At 61.6% G+C, this 23,587-nt stretch carries 13 protein-coding genes and 1 pseudogene; 8 read left to right on the plus strand and 6 right to left on the minus strand.

What is annotated here, in order from left to right; translation table 11 throughout:
- Positions 1–9 precede the first annotated feature (9 nt).
- The 5 genes and pseudogenes from ROSERS_RS00655 to ROSERS_RS00675 all read left to right on the plus strand — a co-directional run bounded on the left by ROSERS_RS00655 (position 10) and on the right by ROSERS_RS00675 (position 10,635).
- The gene (locus ROSERS_RS00655) at positions 10–2,724 is read left to right on the plus strand and encodes a valine--tRNA ligase (RefSeq protein ID WP_011954929.1); all 2,715 of its coding nucleotides are present in this window, start codon (positions 10–12) and stop codon (positions 2,722–2,724) included.
- Complete coding sequence (locus tag ROSERS_RS00660) at positions 2,721–3,764, plus strand: NAD-dependent epimerase/dehydratase family protein (protein ID WP_011954930.1); 1,044 nt, start codon at positions 2,721–2,723, stop codon at positions 3,762–3,764. Before ROSERS_RS00655 ends, ROSERS_RS00660 begins: the two co-directional genes overlap by 4 nt.
- Before the next feature lie 67 nt (positions 3,765–3,831).
- Complete coding sequence (locus tag ROSERS_RS00665; RefSeq protein ID WP_011954931.1) at positions 3,832–4,893, plus strand: LCP family protein; 1,062 nt, start codon at positions 3,832–3,834, stop codon at positions 4,891–4,893.
- Positions 4,894–4,903: 10 nt separating this feature from the next.
- A complete protein-coding gene (murJ, locus tag ROSERS_RS00670) occupies positions 4,904–6,490 on the plus strand; it encodes a murein biosynthesis integral membrane protein MurJ (protein ID WP_011954932.1) in 1,587 nt (528 codons plus the stop codon).
- Positions 6,491–7,891: 1,401 nt separating this feature from the next.
- Positions 7,892–10,635: pseudogene (locus ROSERS_RS00675) on the plus strand (cation-translocating P-type ATPase).
- Positions 10,636–10,835: 200 nt separating this feature from the next.
- Here the strand turns inward: ROSERS_RS00675 and ROSERS_RS00680 are convergent.
- Both ROSERS_RS00680 and ROSERS_RS00685 read right to left on the minus strand, forming a co-directional pair.
- Positions 10,836–11,951: an STAS domain-containing protein gene (locus ROSERS_RS00680; protein WP_011954933.1), complete on the minus strand. Its 1,116-nt coding sequence runs from the start codon at positions 11,949–11,951 to the stop codon at positions 10,836–10,838.
- 71 nt (positions 11,952–12,022) lie between these two features.
- Positions 12,023–12,775 carry a sugar phosphate isomerase/epimerase family protein gene (locus ROSERS_RS00685; RefSeq protein WP_011954934.1) on the minus strand — a complete coding sequence of 251 codons (753 nt, stop codon included), beginning with the start codon at positions 12,773–12,775 and terminating at the stop codon, positions 12,023–12,025.
- 80 nt (positions 12,776–12,855) lie between these two features.
- Between ROSERS_RS00685 and ROSERS_RS00690 the strand changes: the two genes are divergently transcribed.
- Positions 12,856–14,133, plus strand: a complete 1,278-nt coding sequence (locus ROSERS_RS00690) for an NAD(P)/FAD-dependent oxidoreductase (RefSeq protein WP_011954935.1) — start codon at positions 12,856–12,858, stop codon at positions 14,131–14,133.
- A gap of 74 nt (positions 14,134–14,207) precedes the next feature.
- Here the strand turns inward: ROSERS_RS00690 and ROSERS_RS00695 are convergent, their stop codons facing one another.
- Together ROSERS_RS00695 and ROSERS_RS00700 are read right to left on the minus strand one after the other, a co-directional pair.
- On the minus strand, positions 14,208–16,406 hold the full coding sequence (locus tag ROSERS_RS00695) for an alpha-amylase family glycosyl hydrolase (protein ID WP_011954936.1): 2,199 nt from the start codon (positions 16,404–16,406) through the stop codon (positions 14,208–14,210).
- 34 nt (positions 16,407–16,440) lie between these two features.
- Positions 16,441–17,394, minus strand: a complete 954-nt coding sequence (locus tag ROSERS_RS00700) for a polyprenyl synthetase family protein (protein WP_041334519.1) — start codon at positions 17,392–17,394, stop codon at positions 16,441–16,443.
- A 265-nt stretch (positions 17,395–17,659) separates the two neighbouring features.
- On the opposite strand from ROSERS_RS00700, the gene ROSERS_RS00705 reads away from it, so the two are divergent.
- Together ROSERS_RS00705 and ROSERS_RS00710 are read left to right on the plus strand one after the other, a co-directional pair.
- Positions 17,660–19,015 (plus strand): PQQ-dependent sugar dehydrogenase, encoded by a 1,356-nt coding sequence (locus ROSERS_RS00705; protein ID WP_011954938.1) that lies wholly within the window; start codon positions 17,660–17,662, stop codon positions 19,013–19,015.
- Between the two features lie 52 nt (positions 19,016–19,067).
- Positions 19,068–20,645: a PucR family transcriptional regulator gene (locus ROSERS_RS00710; protein ID WP_011954939.1), complete on the plus strand. Its 1,578-nt coding sequence runs from the start codon at positions 19,068–19,070 to the stop codon at positions 20,643–20,645.
- Positions 20,646–20,659: 14 nt separating this feature from the next.
- On the opposite strand, the gene ROSERS_RS00715 is transcribed toward ROSERS_RS00710, so the two are convergent.
- Both ROSERS_RS00715 and ROSERS_RS00720 read right to left on the minus strand, forming a co-directional pair.
- Positions 20,660–22,915, minus strand: a complete 2,256-nt coding sequence (locus tag ROSERS_RS00715; RefSeq protein WP_011954940.1) for an ATP-dependent helicase — start codon at positions 22,913–22,915, stop codon at positions 20,660–20,662.
- Entirely contained in the window at positions 22,912–23,544 is a 633-nt protein-coding gene (locus ROSERS_RS00720) for a macro domain-containing protein (protein ID WP_011954941.1), read from the minus strand. Before ROSERS_RS00720 ends, ROSERS_RS00715 begins: the two co-directional genes overlap by 4 nt.
- Positions 23,545–23,587 lie beyond the last annotated feature (43 nt).

Below are 23,587 nucleotides of genomic sequence, written 5' to 3' on the forward strand. Positions count from 1 at the left end.
CGAAGTGCTATGGATACGCCCGATACGCAGCAACTGCCTGAGATGGCAAAAGCCTACGAAGCGCAGCGCGTGGAACAGCGCCTCTACGCTTGGTGGGAGCGTAGCGGCTTCTTTACGCCGCCTGAGACGTTCGACCGCCCGCCGTTTGTGATCTCGATGCCGCCGCCCAATGTGACCGGTGAACTGCACATGGGGCACGCGATGTTCGTGGCCATCGAGGATGTGTTGACGCGCTGGCATCGAATGCTCGGCGATCCGACCCTCTGGTTGCCCGGAACTGACCACGCCGGTATTGCGACGCAGTTGCAGGTCGAGCGTTTGTTGCAGAGTGAAGGCGTCACGCGCCAGCAGATCGGTCGTGAGGCGTTCCTGCGCCGTACCTGGGAGTGGAAAGAGAAGTATGGCGGCGAAATCACCCGTCAACTGCGGCGCCTGGGCGCATCGTGCGACTGGACGCGTGAACGGTTCACGCTCGACCCGATGCTCTCGCGCGCTGTGCGTGCGGCGTTCAAGCGGCTGTACGACGATGGCCTGATCTACCGCGGCTACCGGATGGTCAACTGGTCGCCGAACCTGCAAACCGCCGTGAGCGATCTCGAAGTCGAGTACGAGGAACGCGACGTGCAGATGTATCACGTCCGTTATCCGCTCGCCGATGATGGCTGGCATCCCGCTGCGTGGGGCAGCGGTCGCTGGGCGTCTGGCGCGCGGGAGTTCATCACCGTCGCCACCACCCGCCCTGAAACGATCATGGGCGATACTGCCGTGGCGGTGAACCCCGATGATCCACGCTATCGCCATCTGATCGGGCGAACGGTCGTGCTTCCGGCGATAGGGCGCCTGATCCCGATCATCGCCGATGAGTATGCCGATCCGCAGTTCGGTACCGGCGCGGTGAAAATTACGCCGGCGCACGACCCGAACGACTATCTGGTGGGTCAGCGGCACAATCTGCCGATGATCAACATCATGAATCCCGATGCGACCCTCAACGCCGAAGCCGGTCCCTACGCCGGTCTCGACCGCTTCGAGGCGCGGCAGCGCCTGCTCGACGACCTGGCGCGCGAAGGGTTGCTGGTCGAGGCGCGTCCGCACCGGATGTCGGTGGGTATCAGTCAGCGCGGCGGTGAAGTCGTCGAACCGCTCCTCAGCGAACAGTGGTTCGTGCGCGCCAGACCGCTGGCAGACCTGGCGCTTGCGGCGGTGCGCGAAGGACGCACCCGCATCGTGCCGGAACGCTTCGAGAAGGTCTTCTTCCACTGGCTGGAAAACATCCAGGACTGGTGCATCAGCCGGCAACTCTGGTGGGGGCACCGGATACCGGTCTGGTATACGCCCGACGGTCAGATGATCGTCCCCGGTCCCGACGACCCCGATCCGCAGGGTGAGGGGCTTGTGCAAGACCCCGATGTGCTCGATACCTGGTTCTCCAGCGCCCTCTGGCCCTTCTCGACCCTGGGTTGGCCCGACGATACGCCCGATATGCGGCGCTTCTACCCGACGAGCGTGATGGAGACCGGGTACGACATCCTGTTCTTCTGGGTGGCGCGCATGATGATGATGGGGTGCTACCTGACCGGCAAGACCCCCTTCCACACCGTGTATCTCCACGGGTTGGTGCGCGACAAAGATGGTCGCAAGATGTCGAAGACCTACGGGAATGTGGTGAACCCGCTCGATGTGATCGAGCAGCACGGCGCCGATGCGTTGCGGTTCATGCTGGCAACCAGCAGTTCACCCGGTCAGGATCTGAACCTCAACCCGGAGCGCATCGAGGCGGCGCGCAATTTCGCCAACAAGACGTGGAATATCGCCCGGTTTGTGCTGTCGAAACTGGATGCGCACACGCCCCCCGGCGATCCCCGACCGGCGACGCTGGCTGACCGCTGGATTCTGTCGCGCTACCATCGCCTGGTGACCGATGTTGATCGCCTGATGCGGTCGTACAATTTTGGCGAAGCCGGGCGGAGCATCCAGGAGTTCCTCTGGAGCGAATTTGCCGACTGGTATGTCGAAGTCGCCAAGGTGCAATTTGAACAGGATGCCCTCCAGGAATCGACGCGCGCCGTGCTCTACACGACGCTGGAAGGCGCTCTGCGCCTGCTCCACCCCTTCATGCCGTTCGTGACCGAGGAGACCTGGCAGTATCTGGTGCGCAATTATCGGACTGATGCAACCCCGGCGTCGATCATGATTGCGCCGTATCCGCAACCGGATGCAGCCTGGATCGACGATGGCATCGAACGGGAGTGGGCGCTCGTCCAGGCGCTGATCACCGGCATCCGCAACATTCGGACCGAGTACAAAGTCGAGCCGGCGCGGTTGATCGCCGCCACCATTGTGGCAGGCGCGCAGACGCCGCTGATCGAAGCGCAGCGCGCCGTGATCGCGCGCCTGGCGCGGATCGCCGACGACCAGTTGACGATTGGTGCGGCGATCGATCAACGCCCCGCGAATGCCGCAACCCTCGTCATCGGTTCCGTCGAGGCATATCTGCCGCTCGCCGGCATGATCGATCTGGAAGCCGAGCGCGCGCGCCTGCTCAAGGATCTGGAGGCCGCTCTGGCTGAGGCAGCGCGACGCGAAGCGCGACTGGCTACCCCTGGTTTCGTTGAAAAGGCGCCGGCGACAGTGGTGCAACGCGAACGCGACGGCCTGGCAGCTGTGCGCGAAACCATTGCCCGTCTGCAAGATCGCCTGGCGCAGCAAGGATTCCATCCATGACAGCGTCTACGTACCTGATCACCGGCGGCGCCGGTTTCCTTGGCATTAATCTGACGCGCTATCTGCTCGCGCGCGGACATCACGTGGTTTCACTCGATATCGCCGATTTCAACTATCCCGAACGGGATCGGATCAAAGCCATCAAAGGCGACATCCGTGATCGCTCAAGTGTTGATCGGGCGATGGAAGGCGTGCAGATCGTCGTTCATACGGCGGCGGCTTTGCCGTTGTACAGGAAGGAAGACATTTTCTCCACCGACCTTGACGGCACGCGCAATGTGCTGCAATCAGCCTTCGAGCACGGCGTCGAGCGGGTGATCCACATCTCTTCAACCGCCGTCTATGGCATTCCCGACCATCATCCGCTGCGCGAGGACGACCCGCTTCACGGCGTCGGTCCCTACGGCGAGGCGAAGGTGAAAGCCGAGCAGATCTGCCTGGAGTACCGCGCAAAGGGGATGTGCGTGCCGATCATCCGCCCCAAATCGTTCGTCGGTCCGGAGCGCCTGGGGGTATTCGCGCTGCTCTACGACTGGGCAAAGGATGGGAAAAACTTCCCGATGATCGGGAGCGGCAACAATCGCTATCAGTTGCTCGATGTCGAAGACCTGTGCGAGGCGATCTACCTGTGCGCAACGCTTGATCGCGACCGGGTGAATGACACGTTCAACATCGGCGCCAAAGAGTTTACCACAATGCGCGAGGATTATCAGGCGGTGCTCGATGCTGCCGGATTCGGGAAGAAAATCATCCCCCTCCCGGCAGCGCCGGTGATCTGGGCGTTGCGCATTCTGGAGGCGCTGCACCTCTCGCCGCTCTACAAGTGGGTGTACGAAACCGCTGCCACCGACTCGTTCGTGTCAATCGAGAAAGCCGAACGAGTCCTGGGTTTCACGCCGAAGTACTCAAATAAGGAAGCGCTCGTTCGTAACTACCGCTGGTATATTGAGCACCTGAACGAGTTCGAGGGCGTTTCCGGCGTATCGCACCGCGTCCCCTGGAAGCAGGGCGTGCTGCGGCTGGCGAAGATCCTCTTCTGAAATCGCTCTGTTAGATATGTGGTATAGTAGCAGAGCGAATGCCTGAAAGCGTAGCGGAGTTTTGCGCTTGATACGACACCACGCTGTGCGTCGCCGTTTCGTTCTCGGGTTGATCGGCGTGACGACGATCATTGCTCTCGTCGCCATTGCTCGCCTCGGGTTTGAGTGGAAACAGGCGCTCGACGATGTGGACGCGATGATTGTCACGCCCGTCGTGCTTGCACCAACACCCGAACCCGCAGGCAGCGCCCCCGTAACAGTTGATGTTCCGGTTGTTGTGACGCCGACCGTCGCGCCGACGAGCGTGCCAGAAAATGATGATCCGGTCAATATCCTGCTGCTCGGCGCCGATGCGCGGATCGGCGAGGAGATCAGTCGCACCGATGCGATCATCCTGATCCACATCAATCCACGATCAGGCCGCGTCAGCATGCTCTCGTTCCCCCGCGACCTGATAGTTGAGACGCCGGGGTTCGGGCGACGGAAGATTAATTCGGTCTACCTGATCGGTGAAACGCGCCTCGGCAAGGGGTATGGCGCCGCACTGCTCAAACAAACCGTCTCGGATCTGGTCGGCGTCCCAATTCACCATTTTGCGTTGATCAACTTCGATGGTTTTCGTAAGGTGATCGATCTGGTTGGCGGCATCTCCATCGATGTCCCGAAAGCAATTGACGACCCGCGTTATCCGGTCGATGCGTTCCCCGGCGATGTGCGTACCATGCAGGTGCACTTCGATCCAGGACCGCAATGGATGGACGGGGAACGCGCGTTGATCTACGCCCGCACCCGTCACGCCGACAGCGATTTTGGGCGGAATCAACGGCAGCAGCAGGTGCTGCTTGCGCTGGTCGCACGGGTGCGCGAACGAGGGCTGTTGTCGCAGATCAATAAGATCGACGATTACACCGGTGCGTTGCGCGACTATGTGCGCACCGATATACCACGCAGCGAGATGATCCGGCTGGCGCGTGTCGCGCCCCGGCTCGACCTCGATAATATCCAGCGGTATGCGATTGACTCGAAGATGATTATTACGCTGGGCAACCCCGATACCTTCACCGCCGATCCCGAAGCGGTTCGTGAAATGGTGGACCGCATGATTGCTGGCGGCGCGCCGACGCCGTAGGAATGGCGCCATGCCCCACGCTTCGGGTGCGGTTGTCCGCCGCGTTGCGGTTGCGGCGCTGCTGATTGCGACCGGTAACATTGCCAGCCGGCTCATCGGCATGGTACGCGAGGCGGTCATTGCGGGCCTCTTCGGGCGCGGCGCCGATGTTGCCGCTTTCACCGCCGCCTCCACCGTTCCCACCATTGTGTATGACCTGCTAGTGAATGGCGCGATCAGCGCGGCCCTGGTGCCGGTGTTCAGCGCCTACGCTGAAGAAGATGAAGCCGCCTTCTGGCAGGTCGCCGCAACGGTCATCAACCTGGCGCTGGGGGCGATTGCACTGGTGGTGGGCATCCTCATCTGGCAGACACCGATGGTCGTGACGCTGCTGGCGGGCGGTTTTGAACCCGACCTTCGTGATCAGACGATTGTGATGACCCGGTTGCTGCTTCCGGCAGTCTTCTTCATGGGTCTCTCAGGGTTGATCACCGCTCTGCTCTATGCCCGGCAGCGATTTTTGCTGCCGGCATTCACCACCAGCGCGTTCAATCTGGGGATCATCCTGGGCGCGCTGCTGCTTCAACCATGGCTCGGTTCGCTCAGCCTGGTCGTCGGGGTGCTGATCGGCGCGCTGTTCCAGGTTGTGCTGCAACTTCCGGGTCTGCGCGATGCGACACATATTCCGTTCCTGACGTTCGATCTGGCGCATCCCGGTGTGCGTCGCATTCTTGCGCTCTACGCGCCGGTTGCGCTGGGGATCGGCTTTTCGGTCGTCGGGATTGTTATCGACCGCCACCTGGCCTCGCGCCTGACGCCAGACGCCATCCCGACCATGCGCTACGCCACGGCACTGATCCAGTTCCCCCTCGGTCTGGTGGCGGCAGCCGTGTCGTTTGCCGTTCTGCCAACCCTTTCGCGTCAGGCGAGCGTCGGCGATGAGGCAGCGTTCCGTAGCACGCTTGCGATGGGGATCAACGTAGTGCTGCTCCTCATCCTCCCGGCAACTGCCGGTCTCGCAGCGCTGGCAGAGCCAGTCGTCGCGCTGCTCTATCAACGCGGCGCGTTTGGCAGCGAGGATACGCAGGCGACGGCGCGCGCGCTGCTGCTCTACCTGCCCGGATTACCCGCCGCTGCGCTCGATCAGATGATCCTGTTCGCGTTCTATGCCCGACAACGCACACTGACGCCAAATCTGGTGCAGGGAGCGGCGATCCTGATCTATCTGGCGACGGCGCTGCCGCTTCTGTTTCTGACGCCATTGGGGGTGGCGGCGCTCATCCTGGCGAATGCTGCGCAGTGGATCGGGCACGCGCTGATCCTGTATCTCCTCTCGCGGCGATTGGTCGATCTCGGCAGTCTTCGCATCGGCGAGACCCTCTGGAAGTGCCTGATCGCCAGCCTGGCGCTCTTCGGAGTCGCCTGGGTGCTGAGTGGCGCTCTGGCGTTTGCCGGACCGCCAGTTGCCTTGATAGTCGCCGGTGGCGTTGCGACGCTGACGTATGCCGGGATATGTCTGGCGCTGCGGATCGAAGCGCTCGACTTTCTGCTTGCGGCGCTGCGCCAGCGGCTCGTTCAGCGTCGTGGCGCGAACAGTCACATCAAATCTACCAAATAGGGTGCATTCATCCGGTATGCGCCTCTTGCCGCGGGGCAGAGGAATAGCCGATAGCCGATAGCCGATAGGAGAGCTTGCTGCTGGGCAGAGGAATAGCCGATAGCCGATAGCCGATAGGAGAGCTTGCTGCTGGGCAGAGGAATAGCCGATACACGACACCCGACAGGAGAGCTTGCCGTGGGGCTAATGAAGATTGAGAATTTGATCCGGTATACGCCTCGTGCCGTCGGGCTCATGGAGATTGAGCATTTAGAGCGATGTGCAGAATGATTGAACCATATGCGTCCTGGGTGCGCGGGCGTCCCCGCCCGCTTGCGGAGACGGCAGACTGAGCGCCGCCTGGGTGCGCGGGCGTCCCCGCCCGCTTGCGGAGACGGCAGACTGAGCGTCGCCTGGGTGCGCGGGCGTCCCCGCCTGCATGCGGAGACTGGTGAAATGTGCACGCCGGATGCGCACGATCCGCCTGAGTGGGCGGGCGTCCTCGCCCGCATGCGAGCCTGGGTGCGCGGGCGTCCCCGCCCGCTTGCGAGCCTGGGTGCGCGGGCGTCCCCGCCTGCATACGGAGACTGGTGAAATGTGCACGCCGGATGCGCGCGATCCGCCTGGGTGCGCGGGCGTCCTCGCCTGCATACGGAGACTGGTGAAATGTGCACGCCGGATGCGCGCGATCCGCCTGGGTGCGCGGGCGTCCTCGCCCGCATGCGGAGACTGACGTTGCCCCTTACCTGGATTTCTGGAGCGTTCAATCTTCGCCTCCGGCGGGCTGAAGCCCCGGCTGAGGTCGGGCAAGCCCTGCGGGCTGGATCAACCCAGGTCCTCCCGGCATATGGCAGGGATACCTGAAACGCCAGCCCCGCAGGGGCTTCCGTGCGCTCAGGGAGGGCTTTAGCCCGCACTGCCGCGGGTCACGCCCGACGACAGGGACGATGGCGGATGTCTTCTCTTACCGACTGACATAATGGAGATTGAGAAATACATCCGGTATGCGCCCTTGCCGTGAGGCTGAAGCCCTCGGCTATGGAATGCGAAGCCCGCCTGCGCGGGCGAGAGCAGAATAATTACTCAACGAACATCATTTCGGTCTACACTCAACCAGCAGCGAGGTCCTCGCGCGACACGGCGGAAATAATGGTCAACGTATCTGAGGAATGCTGATGCAGCGATGGAACCCACGCCGCGTGAGGGCGGGATGCCTGCGCTTCGTGGACGGAATGTGACTTGACGGTAATCACCCTTCTGGCTATACTCTACTTCAACAGATGGGGAGTAGCGCCCGGTTGTCCGGGTCAGGCAGTCGTCACCACGGAAAGAGATTTCCCGGTTGCCTGAACGAAACCGCAAGACCATCGCCTGAGGAGCGGTGGTCTTTTCTTTTTGCAGTCAGAAGGGGGAGGCGCGTGTATGAAACCTCCAGTCGTCCAACCGGACCTTGATCGTCCGGCGTCTGATCCATCCAGGGGAGACCTGGCGCTTACGCATCTCTGGCATGCTGTTCCCGCTCCAGACGCTTTTGACCTGCTCCGGAGCACACCTGACGGTTTGACCGGCAGCGAAGCCAGAAAACGTCTTGAGAGGTATGGTCCCAACGAGTTGCAGGAAACGCGACGCATTTCGCCGTGGCAGATCCTGCTCGAACAGTTCAAGAATGTCCTGATCATCATTCTGCTTATCGCGACGGTTATTTCATTCTTTTTGGGGCATGGTCTCGAGTCGGTCGTTATTGCGGTCATCGTTCTATTTGCGGTTCTCCTGGGCTTCGTTCAGGAATATCGCGCCGAGCGCGCGATCGAAGCCCTGCGCCAGATGACTGCGCCGACTGCGACAGTGATGCGGGATGGGGAAGAGGTGCGTATTCCCGCGCGCGAACTGGTTCCGGGCGATGTCATCCTGTTGTCCACCGGCGATCGCATCCCGGCGGATGCGCGTCTGATCGAAGCAATCAACCTGCAGGTCGAAGAATCGGCGCTGACCGGCGAATCCGTGCCGGTCGAAAAACATGTGCATCCGCTGGGGCATGACAACCTTCCCCTGGGGGATCGACGGAACATGGTGTATGCCGGCACATCGGTCACCTATGGACGGGGCAGGGCGCTGGTTGTCGCCACCGGGATGCACACCGAGTTCGGCAAGATCGCCCGCATGCTTCAGACGGTCGAGACAGTGCGCACACCGCTCCAGGAAAACCTGGACCGGGTCGGCAACGTGCTGGCGCGCGCGGCGTTCGTCGTTGTGGGATTGATCGTGGCGCTCGGGCTGCTGCGCGGCCAGCCGGTGATCGATATGCTCATTTTTGGTATCGCGCTGGCAGTCGCAGTCGTGCCGGAGGCGTTGCCGGCGGTCGTGACCATTTCGCTGGCAATCGGCGTGCAGAAGATGGCAAAACGTAACGCGCTCATCCGGCGCCTGCCAGCAGTAGAGACGCTGGGCAGCACATCGGTGATCTGCACCGATAAGACAGGGACGCTGACGAAGAACGAAATGACGGTGCGCACCGTGTTCACTGCCGGTCAATCCTTTGTCATCTCTGGCGCAGGGTACGCACCCGATGGCGAATTCTTCCTTGAAGATCGCCCGGTAGCGCCGCCTGAACCGTTGCTGCTCACCCTGAAAGCGGCTGCGCTTGCTTCCGATGCGCGTCTGCTGAAAAAAGAAGAGGGAAGTTGGGCGATCAAGGGTGATCCAACCGAAGGCGCGCTGATCGTCGCCGCAGCCAAAGCCGGTTTGTGGAAAGATGCGCTCGATGCGGAAAACCCCCGCATCCACGAAATCCCATTCTCATCCGAGACCAAACGTATGACCACCCTGCACCAGACGGCGGAGGACGCCACGGCATACGCCAAAGGTGCGCCGGAGGTCATTCTCGAAGGGTGCGATTTCGTCCTTTCCGCCGATGGCGTTCAACCGCTCGACGATGCAAGGCGCGAACAGATCATGCGCCAGGCGCAGGACATGGCGAGCCAGGCGCTACGGGTGCTGGGCGTTGCATTCAAGCCGGGTGCAACGCCAGACAATGCTGCGACCGGGATGACATTTCTGGGACTGATCGGGATGATCGATCCGCCGCGTCCCGAAGCGCGGGATGCGATCGCCACCTGCGTTCAGGCGGGTATTCGCCCGGTCATGATCACCGGCGACCACCCACTGACTGCGCAGGCGATTGCACGCGACCTGGGGTTGCTCGATGGCGGTCGAATCGTCGCTGGCGCCGAACTGGAAGCCATGTCCGACGAACAGTTGAAGCGCCAGGTCCAGAACATCAGCGTCTATGCGCGCGTCTCGCCAGCGCACAAACTGCGCGTCGTCACCGCCTGGCAGGCGAACGGTCATATTGTGGCGATGACAGGTGACGGCGTGAATGATGCGCCAGCGCTCAAGCGCGCTGACATCGGCGTTGCAATGGGCATCACCGGCACCGATGTGACCAAAGAAGCGGCAGCGATGACCCTGACCGATGATAACTTCGCCTCGATTGTCGCGGCGGTGGAAGAAGGGCGCGGCGTCTTCAGCAATATCAAAAAATACCTCATGTATCTGCTCTCGTCCAACATCGGCGAGATTGGGCTGATGGCAGGCGCGACGCTCCTCGGTCTGCCTCTGCCGCTCTCGGCGGTGCAGATCCTCTAAATCTGGCGACCGACGGCTTGCCAGCGCTGGCGCTGGCTGTCGATCCGCCCGAAGAAGATCTGATGAAGCGCAAGCCGCGCAACCCGCGCATTGGCATTTTTACCCGCCCGGTCGTGACACTGATGGCGCTCGGCGGCGTCTGGTCGGCGCTGGTCAACCTGGGGCTGTTCATCTGGGCGCTGAATTCGGGGCGCGGATTGGAACAGGCAATGACGATGACGTTCGTTTCGCTGGTGTTGATCCAGTTTTTCAAAGCCTACAACTTCCGCTCAGACCGACACTCGGTGCTGCGGCGGCCCTTTGCCAACAAATGGCTCAACCTGGCGATCATCTGGGAACTGGTATTGCTGTCGTTGATCGTCTATCTGCCCTTCCTGCATGACGCATTCGGCACCTATGCCCTGTCGCCGACAGACTGGTTGATCGTTGCGGGCCTGGCGGTTACGGTTGTGCCGGTGCTGGAACTCGCCAAGTGGATGGAGCGTCGGGGTTGGTTCGGCAGCGTGGACTCTGAAGCGTGACGTGATGGTGCAGAACGGAAGAGTCCGGCAACCATCATCTGTGTCGATGGTGTTGCACGGGGTGCCCGCTTCGGGCAGAAAGGTTCATCCCAATGCCATAAACAGCGGTGCGCCCTTTTTGTGGTGTGACGGAAGAATGTAATCCAACATTTAGGATTCTATCCACAGTTATCCACAATTTGTGCATAACGATGACGATTCTATGACAGATTTGAAAAGTCCCGCCGCGCCCCAGTGCGGTTCACAGCGCGCTGCAACGCCGAACCAAGGTCGCTGAACACCTCGATATCACGCAGGTGCACGCCGAGCGCAACAATCGTCTGTGCAACTTCCGGGCGCACCCCGACCAGGGCGACATTCGCGCCGAGCAGCCGCAGCCCCTGGACAAGATTCATCAAACCCTGTGCGACATGGGTATCAATGATCGGGACGCCGGTGACATCCAGGATGAGCAGGCGGGCGTGTATGCGTTCTACCCGTTTCAGAACCTGGCTCTGCAACTGTTGCATCCGCTCCTGATCCAGCGCCCCGATCAGCGGCGCCACCAGCACCTCGCGCCCTACCGGCAGGATAGGCAGGCTGAGTTCACGGATCACTTCACGCTGCCCGGCAATTTCTTTCAGCAACTGATCCTGATGGAACGTTTGCTGTTCGAGTTCCTGCAACGTTTTCCGAAGCGCCTCGGTTTGCATTTGAACGCGCCGGTCGAGTTCTTCATTGAGAACCTTCAGTTCCGCGTTTGCCAGATTGGCGCGCTTTACTTCGTCGTGCAGCCGGCGCTGGAGATGAGTGTGACCGACACTTGTCAGGACGCCAATAAGCGCAGCGAACAGGATGATCAGCCCGCTAACCACAAAGATCGCCGACCGTAGTGCAGCAATCGCCTCAGGTAATGGCATAGTATAGATAAGCCCCATTCCTGTCAGGACTCCGACGAGCGCGACGATAATCCAGACCGGTCGCAGCGCAGCAGCAGCCATCAGCAGCGGAGTCACGAGAAATATCGGCGTGATGAGAGAGTCGTTACTGAAGATCGCACCGCCCGTGATACCGATAATCGCCATACCGACGAGGATTCCCCCTGCCAGATCGACAGAACCTCTGCGCGCCAGAACGATTACTATCGTCTGGACGATGAGACTGATAGCGACCGGTATCAGAACTTGTGTCGACAGACGCCCGGCAAAGCCAGCATAGATCGTCAGCAAGAGCGCCATGATTTGCAGCCCGGCTGCTATGAGAATGATATTGACGCCTCTTCGCTGTACATCTTCATCAGTGTGGCGGACACGTATCAACCTCGACATATGATGCATGGCGCTGCCTCCTCTTCGTTCTCCTGATGTTCATCACTCAATGCACAGGTTTCCATCAGTATCCGGAACGTCTACATCGCCAACCCGCGCAGGTACTCGTAACTCATCCGCACGCTTTCGAGCGGCGGGCGCTGACAGACATCCTGCTCGACGACGAACCATTGCGCACTGGCGTTGCGCGCGGCATTCAGGATCGCAGGGATGTCCAGCGTTCCAGAGCCAACTTCGGCGAATGTGCGGCTGCCGGGTGCCATGTCCTTCAGATGAACCAGCGGCGCGCGCCCGGCGAACTCGCCGATCAACTGCACCGGATCGACGCCAGCATACGCCGCCCAGTACACATCGATCTCGAACGCCACGTGGCGCGGATCGCATTCGTGCAACAGGATGTGCAGTCCAGTCGTGTCACCAAAGGGGTGCAACTCAAAATCGTGGTGATGGTAGCAGAAGGTCAACCCGGCGCGGCTGACCCGCTCACCGATGCCATTGAGGACGCGCGCCAGCGCACGGTAGTCGTCGGCGCTGCTGCGGCGCTCTGGCGGCATCCAGGGGCAGATCAGATAGGGCGCGCCAAGAGTCTGCATGTCTGCAAGAACGGTGTCGAGTTGACCCTCCAGCGCCTGGATTGGCACATGAGCGCCCGACACGATCAACCCGATTGCGTCGAGTTCGCGGCGCAGTTCTGCAGCGCCCATGCTGCCAACGCCTGCCACTTCGACAGCGCCATACCCGATCTCTTTCACCTTCTTCAGCGTCCCAACATAATCGACGGATGCCAGGTCGCGCAGGGTGTACATCTGAAGCGATAGCGGGTTCGTAGCCATACGATGTATCCTTTAGAATATAATGTACACCGTCTGTCAATGGTTTCACGTATCGTTAGTTTTGTCAAACGAGCGCAACTATGCATGTGCTGATTGTTGGTGCAGGGCTTGCAGGGTTGACCTGTGGCCGCATACTCGACTCGCTTGGGGTAAATGTCACTGTTGTTGAAGCCGGTGATGGCATCGGCGGGCGCGTGCGCTCCGACTACGCCGACGGTTTCACGTTCGACCGGGGGTTTCAGGTCTTATTCGAGGCGTACCCGGCGGCGCGCCGCCATCTTGATATGGAAGGGTTGCATCTGCGGCGTTTTGATCCGGGCGCGATCATTTGTCTCCATGGTAGACGTTTTGTTCTGACCGATCCATTGCGTGATCCGACGGCAGCCATCGATGCCGCGCTCGCTCCGATTGTCCCGCCGTTCGATAAATTGCGCATCCTGCTGCTCGCACAGCGTCTGCGCCGTCAGCCAATCGATGCAGTGCTGGCAGGCGATGACGAAACAACGCTGGCGTATCTCCGGCGCTGCGGCTTGAGCGAACAGACAATCAACGTTTTCTTTCGACCGTTCTACGGCGGCATTTTTCTCGACCGCAGCCTGCGTACCAGCGCCAAATGCTTCCGGTTCGACTTCAAGATGCTCAGTGAGGGCGCAGCAGCGCTGCCGGCGCATGGCATGGGCGCAATTGCAGAACAACTTGGCACCCCGCTGCGCGAACGCGGTCTAATCCGATTGCACGCTCCGGTCACCGCACTCATCGACTCCAGCGGGCGGGTGACCGGCGTGCGACTGGAATCAGGGGAAGAACTGTCTGCCGATGCGGTGGTGGTCGCCACGCCAGCGCCGGAAGCGGCGCGGTTGAGCGGTTTGCCAATGCCGCAGGGCGCGTTGCAGACGATCACGCTCTACTTCGGCGGCGATCGACCTGTCTATCAGGGACGCAAGATCGTCCTCAACGCCGCTTCTGATGCGCTGGTCAATAACGCGCAGATGCTCAGCAATGTCGCGCCGGAGTACGCCCCGCCCGGTCGTCACCTGCTCAGCGTTTCGGTGCTTGGCGCGAGTTCGCTGAGTGATGAGGATCTCTCCCGCGCGGCGCTTGCCGATCTGCGGCGCATGTTTGCCGGTGATACCGCTGCGCTGGCGGCGCTCGAAGGGTATCAACCGCTGCGCATCTATCGCCTTTCCTATGCACAGTTTCCCCAGGCGCCGGGCATTCATCCTCTCCTGCCCGACAATCGGAGCGGGCGACCGGGACTGTACTTCGCGGGTGAGTTTACCGAGGCGAGCAGCCTGAATGCTGCGATGATCAGCGGTGAAAAGTGTGCAGCTGCGGTGATGGAAGACCGGCAGGCATAAACGGCATCTCGAGACTCAATTTCAGCCGCCGCCTGAGGCACACGACGTTCATTGACAGGAGATCGCTTCGCTCCCTACGACTCTCGTGATACGTTATCCGAATGAACGGTGTGATCGACAATGCCGTTGTCGGGATGCAGCGGTGCGGGACGCAACGCCAGCATGCGCGCGGCGAATGGCGCCAGCGTGATCGACAATGCCGCCAGATCGTCGCGCCGAAGCGCATCCGTTGAGTTCTGCGGCGGATCGCCATCGAGCAGGTCATCAATGAGGCAGTCGCCATCCGGCAGGTCTGCAAGCGGCAACGCAAGCGTCACCTGACGATGGAGGGGACTGACGTTCAGGAGCGTGACAACACACTCTTCCGGGTGTCGTCGCAGCACCGTAAAGACTGCCGGGTCGTCGCAGCGCACACCGTTCGGATCGATTGCGCCGCGGCGCAACGCAACGCTGCGCGCCCGTGCGTGGAGCAGGCGGGTGATACCGTCACGGTCGCCGGGTTCCTGTTCCTGACCGGCGCGGATCAACGGCACGTAGCCGCACCCTACCATGCCAGCAAGGATCATGCGTGCCGGGCGTGAACCCCGGAGTACATCAGCCAGCGGATTGCTCACGCACGAATGATGGCTTTCGGTGAAACACGCACGCAGCCCTCCCGAATCACCGATCGCCAGGTTGTCGATCAGCCACTCCTGCATCTCAGCTGCGCCAAGCGTTCCAATTGCCAGATAGGTAAACATATGGTGCGCCGATTTGTCGATGATCAGATCCCGACAGGGCGCAAGCATCGGTCCTGCCAGATCGGTGACCAGCGCCGCGTCGGGTCGAACCTGGCGCATTGCGGCGTACAACATCTCGATCAGACGCACCACGCCCATACTGCTGCCGCCGCTGATCGCTGCGCCAAGGGGCCATCCCGGCGGCACATCGCGTGCAACCAGCACGCGAAAACCGTCGATACCGCTCTGTTCCATCAGCATCATCAGCTCACCGACGGCATAGGTGCGCAGGGCATCATTGCGCCAGTCAAAATAGAAGGTATCGACCTCCCCCGCAAAGCGAATGAACTGTCCGCTCTGATCCAGGCAGAACCAGTCTGGATGTTCTGATACGTAGGGCGAGTCAGCGGCGCAGCCGGAGAGGGGCAGATCGAGGATCACCCGCATCCCGCGCGCATGAGCGGCAGCCACAACATCGCGCAATCCTTCGATCCCTCCGATCTCTGGCGCCAGCATCGCAAACGAGCGTAGCGCATAGAGGTCCTCCGGTTGCGCCGGAGACCATTCTTCCGTGTACTGACGTGGGGCGGCAATATCGTGAACCGGCAGGAGGCAGAGTGCGGTGCAACCCAGGCGCTGAATGGCATCGAGCGCCTCGATTAATCCACAGGCGCCCCCGAAATGCGCCGGATGCGTCACAAACACGGCTGCGTCCGCCACCCATTCGGGCGGTGTTGCCGGGTTCGCCCGGCTGCGCGTCATCACCTGATGGATCCGTGGCAGGGCGTTGTGCCAGGGTGCGCGCTCCAGCAGCAGCGCCTGCACCCCAACGGATAGCGCCACCTCAACCCGCAGGCGCTCCGCGATGCGAATGTCGTGAAACAGTGTGACAGCGTTGCCATCACTTTCCACCCGCGGACGCGCCGCGTTGGAGGGGTCTTTGTACCAGCACGCCAGCGTTTCGCCAACCATGTCGTTGTGCAGGGCGAGCAAACCGGGCGCATCGGCGGGCGCCAGAGCAAACGCCGGGATCTCCAGCGCCGATGTGTCCGACCAGTGACGGTGGTGCGGGTCACCGCGCAGGCGAGCAATCGGCAGACGGGGACGGATCACATTTGCCGGCGCTTCGAAGCGACAGCGTTCCGGCATGCCGACGCACGCGTTGCTGATCGTCAGGCGCACTCCACACAACGCCAGTTCATCGTCGCCGGTATTTTCGATACTGATACGGCGTGTTATGAACGAACCGACTGCACGGTAGCGGTCGTAGATCTTCAGTGGACCGAGACCGACGACGATCACGATTTCGACGCCGCCAGGAATATCGTAGAGAAAATGGTTGAGATAGCGAGCAAACGAACGCTGGGTCAACCAGCCGGTTTCCGCGAGCGAGACATCAACGCCCGTATGCGGTGCGCCACGCCCGATCACGTCCGGTCCGCCCGGTCGGCGCAGTGCCCGTAACCCGCCATCGTCGAGAGAGAACTCAAGTTCGAGTTCCGCCAGGGTCACAATCAGTGCGTGGCGGGTGGAACGCAGGGTGAAAGTAGCCATGGGAGAGCGTCTCGATCAACCTGACGATCTGGCATCACATAGCAGCAACCCGATCCGCAAGCGCCGCGAGCGCGTCACGGGTAGCGCCTGGCGGCAGCGCTGTCAACGTCTCGATCGCCTGTTGCACGTATTGCTGCGCTCTGGCGCGTGCAGGCGGAACGCCGTCACGCCGCACCCGCGCGATAACTTCTGCCGCGTGGCGCGCATCGAGCGGGTGCTGATCGATCACCGTCGCCAGTCCGGCGCCACCCTCTGCGTGCGCGGCATAGATCAACGGCAGCGTGATTCGTCCGGCGCGCAGGTCGCGCCCTGCATCACTGCCTCCCATCTCATAGTCACGCGCTTCGATAGCGATATGGAGCGCCATACCGAGCGCCCGACCAAACGGTCCCAGGAGATCGCCCAACGCATCATCGCCACTGCCGCACACAACCCCGACGCGCGCAGCAGCTTCGAGCAGTGCGGCAGTCCGGCTTTCGGCGACAAACTCGTGCTGCGCCAGCGCCTGATCGAGCGGATTGATCACGGTCACCGGCGCCAGTTTTCCTTCACAGAACGCCATGACCACCCGCGAATACATCCCAATGATGCGCGCATCCGGCGCCAGCGCCATCTCAGCCGCTGCCAGCGCCAGCAGATAGTCGCCCGACATCAATGCCACATCACCGTTCCAGTGCTGATCCCCGACCGGCTTCCCACGGCGGCGGGCTGCTTCGTTGATCAGGCTGTCGTGAACGGTTGTGGCGCTGTGGATAAGTTCGGCAGCGGCGGCGGCATGGACAACCCGGCGCGTATCATAGCGACCGAGACGCGCTGCCAGCATCACAAGCGCAGCGCGCAGGCGCAGTTTGTCTGCGTCGCGCATGGCAGCGTTCGCAGTCTGAGCGACGATTGGGCGGGCATTCATCCGCACAGTAATGATCTGTTCCACTTCCGCCAGATCTCCGGCAATGTCGTCCGGAAGCGGGAGAGACGTTGCATACGTCATAGGTTTGTGTGAGCGTTGGTTATATGTCTTCAGAAGCATACCCCGAACGCATTCTGCTGTCAAACGAGCGAACGATTTCTCAGCGGTTTCTCATATGCGAGGTGAGGAGCATCGGGACAGGATCAGGCATAATGGATCATGATAGTTCCCGGGCGATTGCTTCGCCGCAGCTGACTGTTCGGGAAGATGCCGATCCTCCGGATGAACTGGCGCAACGATGCAACGTGAATCCCCGCGTTTGAGCAAGTCGTAAGGAGAGTATGTGATGCGTCTTTTTTCGATCCTGTTCGTTTTCCTCATTGTGGCGCTCGCTGGTTGCAATTCGATACCTGCCCGCACGCCGCTCGCCGACCGACCGGCAGGGACGTTGATCCCAACCGCAGCGACCACGCCGGTACCGCCGGCACAGCCGACTGCGGCGACCACGCCCGTGCCGCCTGGTCAACCGACGGCGGCGACGACGCCTGTGCCGCCTGGTCAACCGACATCCATTCCGCCGACGCCTGATGCCGCACCATCGGCGCCGGTTGCCACCGCACCGCCTGCGCCGCAACCGGCTGGGGCATGGCCCCCCACGATCGCGCTGCAACACATAGCCGATGGATTTGATCGTCCGCTGCACATAACGCACGCTGGCGACGGCAGCGGACGACTCTTTGTGGTGGAGAAGGTCGGGCGCATCAGGATCGTGCGCGACGGACAGGTGTTGCCTGAACCATTCCTGGATATTACCGATCGGGTAGGATCGCGCGCCAATGAGCAGGGATTGCTGAGCGTCGCATTTCATCCGCGCTACCGCGAGAATGGCTGGCTCTTCGTCAACTACACCGATAACGATGGCGACACCGTCGTCTCACGGTTCGAGGCGACCGGCGACCGCGCCGATCCGGTCAGTGAACAGGTGGTGTTGACGATTGGACAACCCTTTTCCAATCACAATGGTGGATTGATTGTGTTTGGTCCTGACGGAATGCTCTATATTGGGATGGGTGATGGCGGCAGCGCCGGGGATCCGCTTGGTGCAGGGCAGGATCGTTCGACGCTGCTTGGAAAGATACTGCGCATCAATGTCGAAGATCTCCCGTACACCATTCCCCCCGACAATCCCTGGGCGGATGGCGTTGATGGTCGGCAGGAGAACTGGGTAATCGGCGTGCGCAATCCGTGGCGTTTCTCGTTCGACCGTGCAACCGGCGATCTGTTTATTGCCGATGTCGGGCAGAACCGGCTCGAAGAGGTGCACCTGCTGCGCGCCGGGCGGATTGCGGGTGCGAACCTGGGCTGGAATGTGATGGAAGGAGATGAGTGCTTTCGCCGCAACGACTGTAACCGCGACGCTTTCGATCTGCCGATCGACGTCTATCCGCATAGCCTGGGGTGCTCCGTTACCGGCGGACATGTCTACCGTGGCGCGGCTTTCCCCGCCTTGCAGGGAGTCTATGTCTTCGGCGATTTTTGCAGCGGGCGCATCTGGGGGTTACGTCCGTCTGGTGCGGAGTGGGAGCGTGTCGAACTGTTGCAATCCGGTTTGCAGATTGCTTCATTCGGCGAAGACGAAGCCGGTGAATTGTACGTCGCCGGGTATAATAATGGCGCCCTGTACCGGATCGTTGTAGAATAGACGCGCAGACCCGATGTTCGTGGTCTGGCACACGACCGGTTGAGGTTGACCCATGCCCCCTGTGACCGTTCAGGATGTCTTGCGCCTGGCGTTGCCAGACGGTTCAGAAGTCGTTGCTGGCAATGCCGGTCTCAACCACCAGGTGAGTTGGGTGACGACGCCGCGCGCAACGCCGCCGGCCTTTACCAATCTACGCGGCGGCGAATGTGTGGTCGTGGCGACCAGTGTGCTGCGCGCGCTCGATGAACGCCTGACGCTCGCCAATCTGATCGAGCGCCTGGCGCAGGTGCCTGTGGCAGCCATTGCGGTGCAGGGCGACATCCCCGATCCGGCGCACACGACTGCTGAAAGCCTGCGTCTGCCGCTCATTCGACTTCCCGACTCCTGCGACATTCGGGAAGTCGAACGCGAGGTTCAGCGTCTGATCAGCGACTATGATGCGCAGATCGAACGCCGCGCCGCTCAGCTCGGCTCGGTGCTGACGCAGCGTTCGCTGGCAGGCGCTGGAGTCAACGGGTTGCTGGAAACGCTCGTCGAGCGCACCGGACGCAGCCTGGCGTACTACAGTTCAGCCGGAGAGGTGCGCGCGTTACGGGCGCGCGGACCGGCGCGCGTCGCCTTGCAGACGCTGCAACCGCGCACGACCGGCGCAGTCGCACATTTGGGGCAGCATATCTGGGTGCAGCAGATCGGGCAGATGGCATCCGGCGATGCGGCAGGGCGCAACTTTGGCTACCTGGCGCTCTGCGGCGACACGCTCGACGACTGGGATCGATTGGCGGCGCAGCAGGGCGCATCGGCGCTGGCGCTGGAACTGGCAAAAGAACAGGCGGTGCTGGCTGCTGAAGAGCGTCTGCGCGGCGATTTTGTGCAGGCAGTGCTCGTCGGCGCCGCAACCGACGACAAAACGCTGGTGCAACGCGGGCGTGAACTGGGCTACGACCTGCGGCAACCGCACGTCGCTCTGCTCTGCGGCATCGTCGATGGAGATGATCGCACAATTGCGCGGATTGCCGATGCGCTCAGTGCCGCGCTCAACGCTCTTGGGGTCGCCGCACCGATGATGCGTCGGATCGATGATGTGCTCTGCTACATTCCAGCGGTCAGTCGTGGGCGACGGTTCCACGAAGTGGCGGATCTGCTGCGCCAGCGTTTGGTGAACGATATTCCCAATGTGCTGGTCGCAATCGGGCGGGAGGCGCCGACGCTCACCGCCTGGTCGCGCTCACTGCGCGAAGCCGAACAGGCGCTCCTGATCGGGCGGGAACTGGTGGGCAATGGGCGCGTGCTCGACTTCAGCGATCTGGGGGTGTACCGCCTGCTCCTGCTGCTGCGCGAGTCGCCCGAACTGTGGGAGTTTTACCGCAGTACGCTTGCCACGCTCGTCGAGTATGACCGTGACCAGCACGGTGAGTTGCTGAAAACCCTCGAAGCGTTCTTCGAGCACAACGGCAACCTGGCGCGCACCGCCGATGCGCTGCACATTCACCGCAACACCCTCCTCTACCGCCTGACACGGATCAAAGAGATCAGCGGGCGCGACCCGGATGTCGCCGAAGATCGCCTGGCGCTGTGGCTGGCGCTCAAGGCGCACCGCGTCCTCAAGACGATTACGGAACCGGTGGGATAGCCGCAGCGATAGAGTCAATCGTCGGCGCGCTGGAGGTTGGCGAAACTCGCCAGCAGACGTTTGACTCCCTTGCCCACAAAAGCGACAGTCACTTCTTCGTCGCCTTCGACCAGTTTTGAACTGACGACGATCCCCTCGCCGAACTGCGCGTGGCGCACTTTCTGCCCGGCAAAGAAGGCGACGTCGCGCGGTCCGTCGGGCGCGGAACGGCGCGACGGCTGTGTGCGTTCCTGGCGCTGCTCGCGCGCAATTGCCGCGCGATTGGTGAACAGCGACGACTGCTGTGCAGCGTACCCGCGCTTCGGTGTGCGTTGCAGCAGGTCGGGCGGGATGTCGTGGAGAAAGCGCGACGGTGTGGCGATGTCGGCGCGCCCATAGGTGGTGCGGCGAAAGGCGTGGAGCAGATAGAGACGCTCTTTTGCGCGGGTCGCGCCAACGTAGAACAACCGGCGCTCCTCATCGAGCGCGTCGCGGTCATCGGTCGAGCGGGCGTGCGGAAGCAATCCTTCTTCGAGACCGACCAGGAAGACGACGGGAAACTCCAACCCTTTCGCCTGATGCAGCGTAATGCATGTGATAGCGTCGCGCTCTTCCTGAAGAGTATCGATGTCGGAGACCAGCGCAACTTCTTCGAGAAACGTCGGCAACTGACTCTCAATCGGCAGCGTGGCATAGTTCTCGGCAACGTTGCGCAATTCCAGCACGTTATTCCACCGATCCTCCCCTTCCTCTTCGCCATACTCACGCTGCAACGCCTCACGGAACCCTACCTGCGCAAACAGCCATTCCATCAATGCGCCAAGCGTCAGGCGCTGACGCTGAGCTATCATCTCATCGATCAGCGAAAGAAAGCCGAGCAGGACATTGCGCGCACGCCCCCCCGCCCCTCCGCCTGCAGAGGACGCCGGATCGGTTTCAGCAGCGAGCATCTGGAGCGCCACATACAACGGCACAGCAGCCGCGCCTGCGCGCCGCTCCAGGTCCTCCTGCGTGCGCTGCCCGATGCCGCGGGCGGGCCAGTTCAACACCCGACTCAGGCTGATGTCATCGAACGGATTGAGCGCCAGACGCAGATAGGCAAGCGCGTCTTTGATCTCCTTCCGCTCATAGAAGCGCGTACCGCCGACGATCACATAGCGCAACTGACGCGCAAGCAACGCTTCTTCAACGGCGCGCGATTGCGCGTTTGTGCGATACATGATGGCAATGTCGCCTGGCTGATACGCACCGCTGGCAAGCAAACGGGCGATTTCCGCAGCAACCAGTTGCGCCTCTTCGTCCTGGTCGTACCCTTCGATGAGCTGGACTTTCGCGCCCGCGCCGTTGTGCGTCCAGAGGCGTTTTTCGCGCCGCCGCTGTGCGCTGCGGTTGATGACCGCCTGGGCGACATCGAGGATTGCCTGGGTGCTGCGGTAATTCTGCTCCAGCAGAATGACCTGCGCATCGGGGTAATCTTGCTCGAACGAGAGAATATTCCGGATGTCGGCGCCGCGAAACGCATAGACCGACTGATCCTCATCGCCAACGACGAAGATATTGCGATGCCGCGCTGCCAGTTGCTTCAGCAGAACATACTGCGCCCGGTTCGTATCCTGGTACTCATCCGCCAGGAGGAAGCGGTAGCGTTCCTGATAGCGTTCGAGCACGGTCGGGTGATGATCGAAGAGACGCACCGTTTCCACCAGCAGATCGTCGAAATCGAGCGCATTCGAGTCACGCAACAGTTCCTGATACCGTGCAAAACAACGCGCCGTCACCTCCTCGAAGTACGAACGCGCATGGCGACTATAGTCGGATGGAGTGATCAATTCATTCTTGGCGCGCGAAATGGCGGCGTGGATAGCGCGCGGCGGATGTTTCTTCTCATCGAGGTTCAAATCGCGCAGGACACGCTTCATCACCCGTAGTTGATCATCAGTATCGTAGATCGCAAAATCGCGCTCCCGCCCCAGGTGAACAATGTCGCGGCGCAGAAAGCGCGCGCAGATACTGTGAAAGGTGCCGACCGTCAACGCCGCCGACTGTCCTGCGCCGATCAAAGCAACAAGGCGGTCGCGCATCTCACGCGCCGCCTTGTTGGTGAACGTCACTGCCAGAATCGTATGCGGATCGACACCCTGGACGCCGATCAGATACGCGACGCGATGGGTCAGCACGCGCGTCTTCCCGCTCCCCGGACCGGCGAGCACCAGCACCGGACCGGGATCAACCGTCACCGCCTGCTGCTGCGCCGGGTTCAACGCGCTCAGAATTGCAGCAGAATCAGTCATGAGTCGCCTGTACGCGCCGCACCGATCTCGCGCATTTTCCGATCGTACTCCACCTGTTTATCAAGCGATCTGGTCCACTCCAGGTCGCTCAGGACAATACTGCGGTAGGCGGTGTACATCTGGAACGCGGATCGTTCTGGCGGCATCTTGCCGACGCCGGTCGCCAGTCCCGGCACTGCAATCGAACGAATGCGCTCATGCCCGAACTGTGCACTCTGGTTATGCGCTTCAACTGCGAGCAGAATGCCGCGCATCGCCAGGTAGGCGTTGATCGTTGCGCTGACGTCGCCGGGAACGCGCATCGTCGGCGCCACCACCACATAGCGGAAGCGATCGCTGCCGGTCGCCATCACAAGCGCCTGACCGACGAGCAACTCTCCCGCATACTGCCGGTCGATCACGGCGCGTAACCGTTCTTGCAGACGCCAGTCGAAGATTTCACGACTGATCGTCAGATCGATGCCGCCATCGGTATACCCAAAGGAGTTCGCCGGCACTGCCAGCGCCTCGACCGGCAGTGTCAGGATATTCCCCTTCACGATCCGCACCCCGAGATCGAGCGGGAAATAACGCTGCCAGGCGCGCACCATCTCCTCTGAGCGGTCGCAGAGCGTCAGAGCCACCGCCATACCTGTCTTCCTTTCCGACGTCGTAGATGCAAACGTGGCGTTT

Source organism: Roseiflexus sp. RS-1, from assembly GCF_000016665.1.
Classification (GTDB): domain Bacteria; phylum Chloroflexota; class Chloroflexia; order Chloroflexales; family Roseiflexaceae; genus Roseiflexus.